At 67.1% G+C, this 12,868-nt stretch carries 10 protein-coding genes; 5 read left to right on the top strand and 5 right to left on the bottom strand.

The genetic code is table 11. The features are described 5' to 3' along the window. Positions 1-11: 11 nt before the first annotated feature. Both ACW5F0_RS03080 and ACW5F0_RS03075 read right to left on the bottom strand, forming a co-directional pair. The gene (locus tag ACW5F0_RS03080) at positions 12-932 is read right to left on the bottom strand and encodes a crotonase/enoyl-CoA hydratase family protein (RefSeq protein ID WP_456964557.1); all 921 of its coding nucleotides are present in this window, start codon (positions 930-932) and stop codon (positions 12-14) included. A gap of 182 nt (positions 933-1,114) precedes the next feature. After that, positions 1,115-2,794, bottom strand: a complete 1,680-nt coding sequence (locus ACW5F0_RS03075) for a long-chain fatty acid--CoA ligase (protein WP_456964556.1) — start codon at positions 2,792-2,794, stop codon at positions 1,115-1,117. A gap of 191 nt (positions 2,795-2,985) precedes the next feature. Here ACW5F0_RS03075 and ACW5F0_RS03070 point away from each other — a divergent pair, with 191 nt between their 5' ends. Beyond that, positions 2,986-3,396 (top strand): nuclear transport factor 2 family protein, encoded by a 411-nt coding sequence (locus tag ACW5F0_RS03070; RefSeq protein WP_456999001.1) that lies wholly within the window; start codon positions 2,986-2,988, stop codon positions 3,394-3,396. Between the two features lie 41 nt (positions 3,397-3,437). Here the strand turns inward: ACW5F0_RS03070 and acnA are convergent, their stop codons facing one another. Continuing rightward, complete coding sequence (gene acnA, locus ACW5F0_RS03065; protein ID WP_456999000.1) at positions 3,438-6,197, bottom strand: aconitate hydratase AcnA; 2,760 nt, start codon at positions 6,195-6,197, stop codon at positions 3,438-3,440. Between the two features lie 162 nt (positions 6,198-6,359). Between acnA and ACW5F0_RS03060 the strand changes: the two genes are divergently transcribed. The 4 genes from ACW5F0_RS03060 to ACW5F0_RS03045 all read left to right on the top strand — a co-directional run bounded on the left by ACW5F0_RS03060 (position 6,360) and on the right by ACW5F0_RS03045 (position 10,175). After that, positions 6,360-6,605 (top strand): AbrB/MazE/SpoVT family DNA-binding domain-containing protein, encoded by a 246-nt coding sequence (locus tag ACW5F0_RS03060; protein ID WP_456964553.1) that lies wholly within the window; start codon positions 6,360-6,362, stop codon positions 6,603-6,605. Positions 6,606-6,612: 7 nt separating this feature from the next. Further along, positions 6,613-7,050 carry a type II toxin-antitoxin system VapC family toxin gene (locus ACW5F0_RS03055; RefSeq protein WP_456998999.1) on the top strand — a complete coding sequence of 146 codons (438 nt, stop codon included), beginning with the start codon at positions 6,613-6,615 and terminating at the stop codon, positions 7,048-7,050. Between the two features lie 49 nt (positions 7,051-7,099). Continuing rightward, positions 7,100-9,694: a bifunctional aconitate hydratase 2/2-methylisocitrate dehydratase gene (gene acnB / locus ACW5F0_RS03050; protein ID WP_456998998.1), complete on the top strand. Its 2,595-nt coding sequence runs from the start codon at positions 7,100-7,102 to the stop codon at positions 9,692-9,694. A gap of 118 nt (positions 9,695-9,812) precedes the next feature. Then, entirely contained in the window at positions 9,813-10,175 is a 363-nt protein-coding gene (locus ACW5F0_RS03045) for a DUF3817 domain-containing protein (RefSeq protein WP_456964550.1), read from the top strand. On the opposite strand, the gene ACW5F0_RS03040 is transcribed toward ACW5F0_RS03045, so the two are convergent. Then, positions 10,132-11,613: an MFS transporter gene (locus tag ACW5F0_RS03040; protein ID WP_456964549.1), complete on the bottom strand. Its 1,482-nt coding sequence runs from the start codon at positions 11,611-11,613 to the stop codon at positions 10,132-10,134. The genes ACW5F0_RS03045 and ACW5F0_RS03040 overlap by 44 nt on opposite strands. Further along, positions 11,613-12,842: an amidohydrolase gene (locus ACW5F0_RS03035; RefSeq protein WP_456964548.1), complete on the bottom strand. Its 1,230-nt coding sequence runs from the start codon at positions 12,840-12,842 to the stop codon at positions 11,613-11,615. Before ACW5F0_RS03035 ends, ACW5F0_RS03040 begins: the two co-directional genes overlap by 1 nt. Positions 12,843-12,868 lie beyond the last annotated feature (26 nt).

Below are 12,868 nucleotides of genomic sequence, written 5' to 3'. Positions count from 1 at the left end.
GAATTCCGGGGTCAGCGGCCGCCGCGGGCGACCGTCGCTCCTGCCGCCTCGGGGCGTTGCAGCTGCGCGCGGACCAGTCGCTCCATCATGCGCAGCTGGCGGTCGCCAAGCTGCAGCGCGGTGTCCACCCAGATCCGGGTGACTTCCATCAGTTCGTCGTGCGATACCGGATTGACCGTGTCACGCACGCGGTGCAGGGCGAGCCGGGCGGCGGCAATGCGCCGGTTCTGCCGGATCACCTCGTTGACCGCGCGGACGCCTTCGCCGCGCTCGACGAGCACGTCGACGATGCCCATCTCATGCAGCTGCTCGCTGCTGTACATCAGGCCGTCGAGCATCATTGCCTCGGCGCGCTTGGGACCGACCCGCGGCGACAGCAGTGAATAGGCGCCCATGCCCGGGAACAGGCCGAACAGCACTTCGGGGAAGCCCATCTGCACGCCGCGTTCGGCGACGATGGTCTGGCAGGCGAGCGCGAGTTCGAAGCCGCCGCCCAGCGCGTCGCCTTCCACGAGCGCGATGGTGTGCGCGGTCGGGTGCAGGCGGGTATGCAGCAGGTGGATGCTGTCCACGCATTCGGTGGCGTAGCGCAGCAGGCCGTCGCGATCCCGCTCACGGATCAGCCGGGCGAACAGATCCAGGTCACCGCCGAGGTTGAAGACGTGCGCGTCGGAGCCGATCACGATGTGCGACAGGGGCGGGGCAGGGCCGGTCGCGTCGGCAACCGTGGCTTCGCAGCCCTCGATCGCCTCGCGGGCGAACAGGCGCAGCTCACGGAGCAGCCGGGGCGAGAAACAGGGGCGGTAGGAGGCGTCGCGGAAGGCCTCACTGGCATGCATATGGCACCAGTGCGAGGCGTTTGACGGATCGTGGGAGATGCGGATCGTGGCCAGGTCGGTGGCGGTGGTGCCGTGCAGCAATTCAACGTTCATGTGGAGGTCCCCTGACGAGCAGGACGCCTCCGGCCGGGCCCGCCGGCGGAGTCCTTGGAAAAATGATGAATGCCCGATACCGGGCATCTATGCGCCGTTTACCGCGCCGGGGCAAGCAGGAGGCGCCAAGGAAGGGGAGTCGGACTCCCCCTCGCGGGCAAAAGTGTGAACCCGGTCACATGTCAGGCGGACGGCTCATCCCGAAGTTCCCGGCGCAGGATCTTGCCCACATTCGTCTTGGGCAGCTCGTCACGGAACTCGATATAGCGGGGCTGCTTGTAGCCGGTGAGCTCGGTGCGGGCGTGGGCCTTGACCTGGTCGGCGGTCAGCGACGGATCCTTCTTCACGATCACCAGCTTTACCGCCTCGCCGGATTTTTCGTCGGGCACGCCCACCGCGGCAACCTCGAGCACGCCCGGCATCATCGCGATCACGTCCTCGATCTCGTTCGGATACACGTTGAAGCCCGAGACCAGGATCATGTCCTTCTTGCGGTCGACGATGTAGAAGAAGCCGCCTTCATCCATGCGCGCCATGTCGCCGGTGTGCAGCCAGCCATCGGCATCGATCGCAGCCGCGGTGTCCTCGGGTCGGTTCCAGTACCCGCGCATCACCTGCGGACCCTTGATGCACAGTTCGCCGACCTCGCCGACGGGAAGCATGCGGCCGTCTTCGTCCTTCACGCAGGCGTCGGTGGAGGGCACCGGCAGCCCGATGGCGCCGTTGTAGTCGGCCAGGTCCATCGGGTTGATGCAGGCCGCGGGCGAGGTCTCGGTCAGGCCGTAGGCCTCGACCAAGGTGACACCGGTGACCTTCTTCCAGCGCTCGGCCACCGAGCGCTGCACGGCCATGCCGCCGCCCAGCGTCAGCTTCAGGCGCGAGAAATCCACTTCGTCGAAGCCTGGCGTGTTCAGCAGGCCGTTGAACAGCGTGTTGACGCCGGTGATCGCGGTGAAGGGCTCGCGCTTGAGCTCCTTCACGAAGCCCTTCATGTCGCGCGGGTTGGTGATCAGGATGTTCTTGGCGCCGAACTTGGTGAACACCAGGCCGTTCGCCGTCAGCGCGAAGATGTGGTACAGCGGCAGCGCGGTGACGATGACCTCCTGGCCCGGGGTCGCCTGCTTGCTGACCCAGGCCGAGGCCTGCTGCATGTTGGCCACCAGGTTGCGGTGGGTGAGCATCGCGCCCTTGGCGACGCCGGTCGTGCCGCCGGTGTACTGCAGGAAGGCAATGTCCTCGCGGTCGATGTCGACGGGCGGCACCGGGTGCGCCGCGCCGGCCTTGAGGGCGTCGCGGAAGCGGGTCGCGCCCGGGATGGAATAGTCCGGCACCATCTTCTTCACGTTGCGGACGACGAAGTTGACGATGGCGCCCTTGGGGAAGCCGAGCATGTCGCCCAGGCCGGTGGTGATGACCTTTTCGATCTTGCTGTCGGCCAGGACCTTCTGCACCACGTCGCCGAAGTTGTCCATCACCAGGATGACGCGCGCGCCGGAGTCGACCAACTGGTGGCGCAGCTCGCGGGCGGTGTACATCGGATTGGTGTTGACCACCGCAAGCCCGGCGCGCAGCGCGCCGAAGGTGGCGATCGGGTACTGCAGGCAGTTGGGCATCATGATCGCGATGCGATCGCCTTTCTTCAGCTGCAGGACGCCGAGGAGGTAGGACGCGAAGCGGTTGCTGAGCTCGTCGAGTTCGCCATAGGTGATCGAAACACCCATGTTGGAGAACGCAGGCTGGTCGCGGTACTTGTCGATGGCTTCCTGCAGGAGGGCGGGGATCGACGGATACTCGTCCGCGTCGATTTCAGCCGGAATTCCGTCGGGATAGTTCGCCAGCCATGGCCGTTCGGTACTGCTCATTCATTCCCCCTCGGGCTGTGTGCCGCCACGATCCATGCCGTGGCGTATCGTCTGGATTGGATCACAGGCCTCCGCCATGCGGCAAGGCGCAGTGCAGCTATGCTGGCGCAGGGACGGATACGCAGCGGGGAAGCGGCATGCGGGGAGTTGGGCAAGTAAACCCAGCGCGGTGGTTCCGACTGGCGGGCGTATTGGTGCTGCTGTGCGCGATCGCGGCGGGCTGCGCACGCACGCCGCCCGAGCAGGCCCTGCGCAACGCTTTCGACGGCCTGCAGGTGGCGATCGAATCGCGCGACGCAGGCGATGTCGCCGACTTCCTGGCCGAGGATTTCATCGGTCCCGGTGGCCTCGACCGCGAGGGTGCGCGGCGCCTGGCCGCACTCCACTTCATGCGCCATGGCGATGTTGGCGTATTGCCCGGTCCGCTCGACCTCGAACTGCAGGACGCCCATGCCCGCGTGCGCTTCAGCGCCGTGCTGTCGGGCGGGAGCGGGCGCGTGCTCCCCGAAAACGCCCGTGCCTGGCAGGTCGATACCGGTTGGCGCCTGGTGGACGGGGACTGGCTGATGACCAGCGCCGACTGGACGCCGGCGCTGCGTTGAGCTGAACGGGCGGCGGGCCCCGTGACCCGCCGCATCGCGGATCAGGCCCCGTGCCCGCTGGCGAGCTGACGCAGAACGTAGTGCAGCAGACCGCCGTTGCGGAAGTACTCCACTTCCTTGGGCGTCAGCAGCATGACCTCGGCCTCGAAGGCCTTGCTGCGGCCGTCGGTCGCGGTCGCGGTCACCGTCGCGCGCCGCGCAGCACCGTTCTCGAGGCCGGTGATCGCGAAGGTCTCGGTGCCGTCCAGGCCCAGCGAATCCGAGCTTTCGCCTTCGATGAACTGCAGCGGCAGCACGCCCATGCCCACCAGGTTGGAACGGTGGATGCGTTCGAAGCTCTCCGCGATCACCGCCTTCACGCCCAGCAGGTTGGTGCCCTTGGCCGCCCAGTCGCGCGAGGAGCCGGTGCCGTACTCCTTGCCGACGATAACGACCAGCGGCGTGCCGTCGGCCTTGTACTTCATCGCGGCGTCGTAGATCGACATCTTTTCCGGAGGATTGCTGCCGAAATACAGCGTATTGCCGCCTTCCTCGCCCCCGAAGAATTTGTTCTTGATGCGGATGTTGGCGAAGGTGCCGCGCACCATCACGTCGTCGTTGCCGCGGCGCGAACCGTAGCTGTTGAAATCCGCCGGCTGCACGCCGCGCGACTGCAGGAACAGTCCCGCGGGCGAGTCCTGCTTGATCGAGCCGGCCGGCGAGATGTGGTCGGTGGTGATCGAGTCGCCGAACAGCCCCAGCACGCGCGCGCCGTGGATGTCTTCGATGTTGCCGACCTCCATGGTCATGCCGTCGAAGTAGGGCGGGTTCTTGATGTAGGTCGAGTCTTCGTCCCAGGGATAGAGCTCGCTTTCAGGCGACGCCATCGAGTTCCAGCGCGCGTCGCCCTTGAACACGTCGGCGTAGTTCCTGGCGAACATTTCCGGACCCACGGCGGCGGCGATGGTGTCGCCGATCTCCCTGTTGCTCGGCCAGATGTCGCGCAGGTAGACATCGTTGCCGTCGCGGTCCTGGCCCAGCGGGTCGTTGGTCAGGTCGATATCGACCGTGCCGGCGATCGCATACGCCACCACCAGCGGCGGCGACGCGAGGTAGTTCATCTTCACCTCGGCGTGGATGCGGCCCTCGAAGTTGCGGTTGCCGGACAGCACCGCGGCGACCGCGAGATCGTTGTCGGCGATGCCCTTCGACACCGCTTCGGGCAGCGGTCCGGAGTTGCCGATGCAGGTGGTGCAGCCATAGCCGACGACGAAGAAGCCGAGCTTCTCCAGTTCGTCCATCAGCCCGGCCTTCTTCAGGTAGTCGGTCACGACCAGCGAGCCCGGGCCCAGCGAGGTCTTGACCCACGGCGCCGGCTTCAGCCCCTTGGCCACCGCGTTGCGCGCGAGCAGGCCGGCGCCCAGCATCACCGCCGGGTTGGAGGTGTTGGTGCAGGACGTGATCGCGGCGATGACGACCGAGCCGTCGGCGAGATGGTGTTCGCCATCGTCGATGGTGATCTTCGATACCGGCTTCGCAGCCAGGCGTTCGGCCTGTGGCTGGTCGCCGCCGTCCTTGTCGAAGCGGTTGATCTGGCGATCGGTGGTGCCGTTGCGGCGCGCGACCAGCGGGCCAAGGTTGTCGTGGAAGTTCTGCTTCACGTCCTCGAGCAGCACCCGGTCCTGCGGGCGTCGCGGGCCGGCCAGCGAGGGCTTGACCGTGCCCATGTCGAGCTCGACGACCGACGAATACGTCGCTTCCGCCTGGCCGGCTTCATGCCACAGGCCCTGCGCGCGCGCATAGGCTTCCACCAGCGCGATCTGCTCTTCGCTGCGCCCGGACAGGCGCATGTAGCGCGTAGCCTCGGAATCGATCGGGAAGATGCCGCAGGTGGCGCCGTATTCCGGCGACATGTTGCCAATCGTCGCGCGGTCGGCCAGCGGCAGATGCTGCAGGCCCTCGCCGAAGAACTCGACGAACTTGCCCACCACGCCGTGCTTGCGCAGCATCTCGGTGACCGTGAGCACCAGGTCGGTGGCGGTTGCGCCCTCGGGCATCTTGCCGGTCAGCTTGAAGCCGACCACCTGCGGGATCAGCATCGACGAGGGCTGGCCGAGCATCGCCGCTTCGGCCTCGATGCCGCCCACGCCCCAGCCGAGCACGCCGATGCCGTTGATCATGGTGGTGTGGCTGTCAGTGCCGAAGACGGTGTCCGGGAAGGCCCAGGTCTCGCCTTCAACTTCTCGCTCCATCACCACGCGGGCGAGGTGCTCAAGGTTGACCTGGTGGACGATGCCGGTGTTGGGCGGCACCACCTTGAAGTCCTTGAACGCGTTCTGGCCCCAGCGCAGGAAACCGTAGCGCTCCTTGTTGCGCTGGAACTCGATCTTGCCGTTGAGGTCCAGCGCGTCGGCACGGCCGAAGACGTCGACCTGCACCGAGTGGTCGATCACCAGCTCCGACGGAATCAGCGGGTTGATCTGCTCCGGGCTGCCGCCCAGGCGTGCGACGGCGTCGCGCATCGCGGCCAGGTCGACCACGCAGGGCACGCCGGTGAAGTCCTGCAGCACCACGCGCGCGGGCATGAAAGCGATCTCGGTGTCGGGTTCGGCGGCCGCATCCCACTGCGCCAAGGCTTCGATGTGCTCCTTGCCGACCGTGACCCCGCCGTCTTCGTGCCGGAGCAGGTTCTCCAGCAGGATCTTCATGGCGTAGGGCAGGCGCGCGAGGTCGAACCGCTCCCCCAGCTTCGCCAGGCTGGCATAGGTATAGGACCGTCCGTTGACGTCGAGGCGGGCGCGGGTAGAGAAGGAATCGGCCATGGCTGGGCTCCTTGTGCGAATGGCGTGGCGGGCAGGCAGGCCGCCAGTGTACGAATGAATGAGTTACCGCTGTGTTCCGGTATGCGGCCTTGGGTATGCATCGGCAAGTATGTATAATTCCAGCATACCGTTCCACCCAGACCCGACCGCGCAGGAGGTCCCATGGAAGCCACCGTTGCCGAACGCGGCCAGATCACCCTGCCCAAGGCGGTGCGCGATGCCCTCGGGCTGACCAAGGGCACGCTGCTGAAGGTCGAGCTGGAGGGCGGTCGCATCATCCTGCGCAAGAACGTGGACGATGCGATCTCCCGCGCCCGCGGCCGCTTCAAGCTGCCCGAAGGCGTGAGCACCGACGACGTCATGCGCGAGCTGCGCGGGCGAGCGCCGAGCGACCCGGTCGACCCCTGATCCGCCGATGATCGCGATCGACACCTCCGTCCTGATCGACCTCCTGGGCGACGACAGCGGCATGGCCGACGCCGCCGAGCAGTGCGTGCGCGACGCGCTCGCGCAGGGTCCGGTGGTGCTGTGCGACGTGGTGGTCAGCGAGATCACCGCCGGCCTCGGCCACGGCACCGACATCATGGACGTGGTGGAGGAGATGGGCATGCGCTACGTGCCCGTCGAACGCCGCTCGGCCATCCGCGCGGGGGAGATGCAGCGCCGCTTCAACCAGCGCCGCCGTGCCGCCGGGCAGGGCGCACAGGGCGGGCAGGCATCACCGCGCACCGTGCCGGACTTCATCGTCGGCGCCCATGCCTTGCTGCAGTGCACGGCACTGATCACGCGCGACGCCGGTTTTTTCCGCGACTACTTCAAGGGCCTGAAGATCATCGTTCCCAAGGTCCCCTGATCGACCCCACGCTTCATATCCACCGCGACATTCCTGGAGTACCCCCACCATGTTGGAAGCCTATCGCCACCACGTGGCCGAACGCGCTGCGCTCGGCATTCCCGCGCTGCCGCTCACGCCGCAGCAGACCGCCGACGTCATCGAGCTGCTGAAGGACCCGCCGGCGGGCGAGGACGCGTTCCTGCTCGACCTCATCACCCACCGCGTGCCCGCCGGCGTGGACGATGCGGCCAAGGTCAAGGCCAGCTGGCTGGCCGCCATCGCCTTCGGCACCGAGATGAACGCGCTGATCACGCGCGAGCGCGCCACGCAGCTGCTGGGCACCATGTTGGGCGGATACAACGTCGCGCCGCTGGTGGAGCTGCTGGATGACGCCACGCTGGGCGCCGCGGCTGCCGACGGCCTCAAGCACACGCTGCTGGTGTTCGATGCCTTCCACGACGTGGAAGAGAAGGCGAAGGCCGGCAACGCGAATGCGAAGGCCGTGATGCAGAGCTGGGCCGATGCCGAGTGGTTCACCAGCAAGCCGGAGGTCCCGGAGTCGCTGACCATCACCGTGTTCAAGGTGCCCGGCGAGACCAATACCGACGACCTGTCGCCGGCCCCCGACGCCACCACGCGTCCCGACATCCCGATGCATGCGCTGGCGATGCTGAAGAACAAGCGTCCCGACGCGCCTTTCGTTCCTGAAGAGGACGGCAAGCGCGGCCCGATCCAGGCCATCCTCGACCTGAAGGACAAGGGCCACCTGGTCGCCTACGTCGGCGACGTGGTCGGCACCGGCTCCAGCCGCAAGTCGGCCACCAACAGCGTGCTGTGGTGGACGGGCGAGGACATCCCCTTCATTCCGAACAAGCGCTTCGGCGGTGTCTGCCTCGGCTCGAAGATCGCCCCGATCTTCTACAACACGATGGAAGACGCCGGCGCGCTGCCGATCGAACTCGACGTGTCGAAGATGGAGCACGGCGATGTCGTCGAGCTGCGTCCGTATGACGGCACGGCGCTGAAGAACGGCGACGTGATCGCCGAGTTCCAGGTGAAGTCCGACGTGCTGTTCGACGAAGTGCGCGCCGGTGGCCGCATCCCGCTGATCATCGGCCGTGGCTTGACCGCGAAGGCGCGCGAGGCGCTGGGCCTGCCGGCCGTCACGCTGTTCCGCCAGCCGGCGACGCCCGCCGACACCGGTCGCGGCTTCACGCTTGCGCAGAAGATGGTCGGCCGCGCCTGCGGCCTGGCCGAGGGGCAGGGCGTACGCCCGGGCACCTACTGCGAGCCGAAGATGACCACCGTGGGCTCGCAGGACACCACCGGTCCGATGACCCGCGACGAGCTGAAGGACCTGGCCTGCCTGGGCTTCTCCTCGGACCTGGTGATGCAGTCGTTCTGCCACACCGCGGCCTACCCGAAGCCGGTGGACGTGAAGACGCACCACACCCTGCCGGAGTTCATCTCCACCCGCGGCGGCGTGTCGCTGCGCCCGGGCGACGGCATCATCCACAGCTGGCTCAACCGCATGCTGCTGCCCGACACCGTCGGCACCGGCGGCGACTCGCACACGCGCTTCCCGATCGGCATCTCGTTCCCCGCAGGCTCCGGCCTGGTGGCGTTCGCCGCCGCCACCGGCGTCATGCCGCTGGACATGCCGGAGTCGGTGCTGGTGCGCTTCAAGGGCCGGATGCGGCCCGGCGTCACGCTGCGCGACCTCGTGCACGCGATCCCGCTGTACGCGATCAAGGCAGGCCTGTTGACGGTCGCCAAGCAGGGCAAGAAGAACATCTTCTCCGGCCGCATCCTCGAGATCGAGGGCCTGCCGGAGCTGAAGATCGAACAGGCCTTCGAGTTGGCAGACGCGTCCGCAGAGCGCTCCGCCGCCGGCTGCACCGTGCGCCTGGACCAGGCTCCGATCATCGAATACCTCACCAGCAACATCACGCTGCTGAAGTGGATGATTGCCGAAGGCTACGCCGACGCCCGCACCCTGCAGCGCCGCATCGCCAAGATGGAACAGTGGCTCGCGGACCCGCAGCTGCTCGAGCCCGACGCCGACGCCGAGTACGCCGCGGTGATCGAGATCGACCTGGCCGAGATCGTCGAGCCGATCGTGTGCTGCCCGAACGACCCGGACGATGCCAAGACCCTGTCCGACGTCGCCGGCAATACCATCGATGAAGTGTTCATCGGCTCGTGCATGACCAACATCGGCCATTTCCGCGCGGCGGCGAAGCTGCTGGAAGGCAAGCGCGACATCCCCACGCGCCTGTGGGTCGCGCCGCCGACCAAGATGGACGCCGCCGAGCTGACCAAGGAAGGCCACTACGGCACCTTTGGCGCGGCCGGCGCGCGCATGGAGATGCCAGGCTGCTCGCTGTGCATGGGTAACCAGGCGCAGGTGCGCGAGGGCGCCACGGTCATGTCGACATCGACCCGCAACTTCCCCAACCGCCTGGGGCGCAACTCCAATGTCTACCTTGGTTCGGCGGAGCTGGCGGCGATCTGCTCGCGCCTGGGCCGCATCCCGACCCGCGAGGAATACATGGCAGGCGTCGGCGTCATCAGCGACAAGGGCGCCGAGATCTACCGGTACATGAACTTCGACCAGATCGAGGAGTATCGGGAGGTCGCGGAGGCTGTTTCTGCCGGCTGATCCAGACGGCCGTTGCAGCACAGGAAGCGCCCGGCATCGCCGGGTGCTTCCTTTTCAAGCCCCTGTTCTTGTGGGAGCGGCTACAGCCGCGATCGACTCACCCAACCCGGACCCACCCATGCATCCAGCACAGCACCCCCTGTCACCCACCGGCAGGCTCTTCTCCGTCGTCGCCCTGATCGAAGCCTTCACCTGGGCGGGGCTGTTGGTCGGCATGTACCTCAAGTACGTCAGCGGCACGACCGAGCTCGGCGTCTGGCTGTTCGGTCGCCTCCATGGCGGCGCATTCCTGCTTTACGTGGTCGTCGCGTTTGTCGCAGGCACAAGGCTGCGCTGGCCGATGTGGGCCTTGCTGATGGCGGTGCTCGCCGCGATACCGCCGCTGGTGACGCTGCCGCTCGAATACTGGTTCCGTCGCCGGGGACTGCTTTCGGCAGTCACGCCCCGGGCGTTGCGTCACCCTTCTTCTGCTTCGGAATGAAGATGGTGATGGAGATCAAGGCTGCGATCGCCATCAACGCATTGAACGCCAGTCCCACCATGCCGGCCTCGCGCACCGCGACGTTGTCCTGCCGGCCGGAGAATTCGATCACCGTGCCCACGACATCGAGGCCGGTTTCCGACAGCGCGGTGAAGATGGCAGCCGAGGCCGCGACGCCGAACGCGGCGCCCAGCGAAGACGCCATCTTGTAGATACCCGATCCCGCGCCCGCCTGGTCGCCCGGGAGATTGGTCAGCGCGGCATCCGTAGACGGCGTGGCATAGAACGCCAGGCCGAGGCCGAACAGGGAGTAGGCGACGACCGCCAGGATGGCGTACTGCCACTGCATGGTGTGGGTGGCCATCAGCAGCAGGATCGAGCCGAGCACGATCAGCGAGCCCCATAGCATGGGCTTGCGCGGGCCGAAGCGCTGCAGCAACTTCTCGCCCACGCGGATGAAGGCGATGATGAAGATGGCGTAGCCCACCGTGAGGTATCCGGCCGTGGCCGCGGACATGCCGGCCGCGCCCTGCAGCACCCAAAGTGAGACCGTCAGCGCGCCGGCGGTGCCGTTGATCAGGAAGTTCGAGATCGTCGCGCCGGTGAACACCGGGTTCCTGAAGAGCTTGAAGTCCACCAGGGGGTAGTCCGCCTTGAGCTCGGCGTTGACGAAGATCCCGAAGGCCACCAGGAAGACCGCGAACAGCGCCCACGTCAGCAGGCTGGCCCAGCCGATGCTGGAGCCCTGGGTGACCACGATCAGGAGCGCCGCGAGGCCCACGGCCATCGAGACGATGCCCGTCCAGTCGGTCTTTCCGGGACGCCCGGCCAGCGGCGCGGACTCGGGGATCTGTCGCATCAGCACGATCGAGGCCACCGAGACCAGCGCGCAGATGATGAAGATCGCGCGCCAGCCGAGCACCGTGGAGGCCATGAAGCCGCCGAAGATGGCGGTCAGTCCGGAGCCGCCCCAGGAACCGATCGACCACATCGACACCGCCCGCTGGCGGTCCTTTCCGTCCCAGTAGACCTTCAGCAGTGCCATCGTCGAGGGCATGATCGCGCCCGCGGCCAGACCTTGCAGGATGCGGCCGAGGAGGATCATCGGCGTCGCGGCGGCATCGACTGCGAAGGCGATCAGCAGGGAGCCCGCAATGTTCAGGAGGTTGCCGAGGAAGACGATGCGCACCCGGCCGTACCTGTCGCCCAGGCCGCCGAGCACCACGATGAACATGCCGGAGAACAGCGCCGACAGCGAGATGGCGATGTTCATCACCGGCATCGGCATGCCGACGTCCTCGGCCATCAACGGGCCGATGTTCATGGTGGTCTGGGCGAACAGCCAGAAGGTCAGCACCGCCAGGACGATGCCCAGCAGCGCGGAGTCGTTGCCCTTGAAGCTGTTCGCCTGTGGCTGGGAAGCGGTCGCGGTGGCCATCAGCGGTCCTTCAGCAGCCAGGGGGACGCGGCGACGACGATCGCTTCGATGCCGCGGTCCAGGGTGGGATGGATGTCGGGCGCGAAGAAGGGCGAGTGGTTGCCCGGTGCATTCTTCCAGTCGGCGAAGCCCCCCAGCCCCCAGTAGGTGTACGGACAGCCGAAGGCATCGGGAATGATCGAAAAGTCCTCCGACGCCGGCACCGGGGACATGTCGACGGAGTCCTCGCCGAAGTACGCGTCGAACGCGGCGCGGACCCGGACGGTGGGCGCCTCGTGGTTGTCGGTCAGCGGGTACTGGTCGTAATAGCGGAACTCCGGCTCCGTCGGAGACCTGGCCGCCTCGCACTCCGCGCGCACGATGCGCTCGATCGCCTCGTGCAGGTGCTTCTCGACGTCCTTGTTGAAGGCGCGGGTGTTGAGCTGCAGCACGGCGGAGTCGGGGATGATGTTGGACTTGGTGCCGGCGTGGAAGCTGCCGACGGTGATGACGGCGGTCTCCCGCGGCGCGACCTCGCGCGCGACGATGGTCTGCAGCCGGGTCACGATCGCGGCGCCCAGCACGATCGGATCGACGCCGAGGTTCGGCATCGAGCCGTGCGAGCCTTTTCCGTAGAGGGTGATCTCGATCGAGGCCGCAGCCGAGAACAGCGGGCCGCTGCGGATGCCCACGGCGCCGCCTGGCAGCGAGCCCAGCACGTGCTGGCCCAGGTAGACATCGGGCTTCGGCAGCTTGTCGACGATCCCGGCATCGACCATGGCACGGGCACCTGCGGCGTTTTCCTCGCCGGGCTGGAATACCGCCAGGAAGGTGCCGGACCAGTCATCGCGGTGGTCATGCAGCGCCTGCGCCGCGCCCAGCAGGGACACGATGTGCACGTCATGCCCGCAGGAGTGGGCAACCGGTGTTTCCTTGCCCGTGGCCTCGTCGACCTGGGTCACGCCCTCGGCGGCGTAATCACGTCCGGAGCGCTCCGCCATGGGAAGGCCGTCGGTGTCGCCGCGCATCGCGACGACCGGGCCCTCGCCGTTCCTCAGGATTGCCACGATCCCGGTCTTGCCGATCCGCAGCACGTCTTCGATGCCGTAGGCCTTGAGCTCTTCCTCGATCCTTTCGGCGGTCCTGTATTCCTGCAGCGACAGCTCGGGGTGCCGGTGAAAATGCTTGTACAGCGCCTCCCGGGTATCCCGGTTGGAATCGAGGCCGGACAGGATGTTCTGCGTCGACATGGAGGCTCCTGGAGGAGGGTGCGGCC

It is taken from the genome of Luteimonas sp. A534, from assembly GCF_054072805.1.
The sequence above is the reverse complement of the archived record's forward strand: the minus strand, read 5'-3'. Positions and strand labels throughout refer to the sequence as shown.